The 339-nt window shown below is 44.8% G+C and carries 1 protein-coding gene; it reads left to right on the top strand.

The features are described from left to right. A partial coding sequence (locus tag B0183_RS07630; RefSeq protein ID WP_207552018.1) for a transposase occupies positions 1–339 on the top strand: 339 nt, incomplete at both ends.

Below are 339 nucleotides of genomic sequence, written 5' to 3'. Positions count from 1 at the left end.
TATTGCCTTATATGCCAAGGGAAGAGTTATTGGGGCTTTGGATTGCTGAAAATGAGGGTGCGAAGTGCTGGGCGAATGTGCTGACAGAGCTTCAAAATCGAGGCTTGAAAGACATTTTTATTGCCTGTGTAGACGGTTTAAAAGGCTTCCCGGAAGCCATCAATACAGTCTATCCTAAAACGAAGATTCAGCTTTGCATTGTGCATTTAGTGCGTAACAGCTTGAAATTCGTTTCGTGGAAAGATTACAAAGCCGTCACTGCAGATTTAAAGCAGGTTTATCAAGCCCCGACGGAAGCACAGGCTCGCGAAAATCTGACCGCACTTTCGCAAAAATGGC

The sequence above is a fragment of the Glaesserella parasuis genome, assembly GCF_002015085.1.
GTDB lineage: Bacteria > Pseudomonadota > Gammaproteobacteria > Enterobacterales > Pasteurellaceae > Glaesserella > Glaesserella parasuis.
Note: the sequence above shows the minus strand (reverse complement) of the source record. Positions and strands in the feature narration are given on the sequence as shown.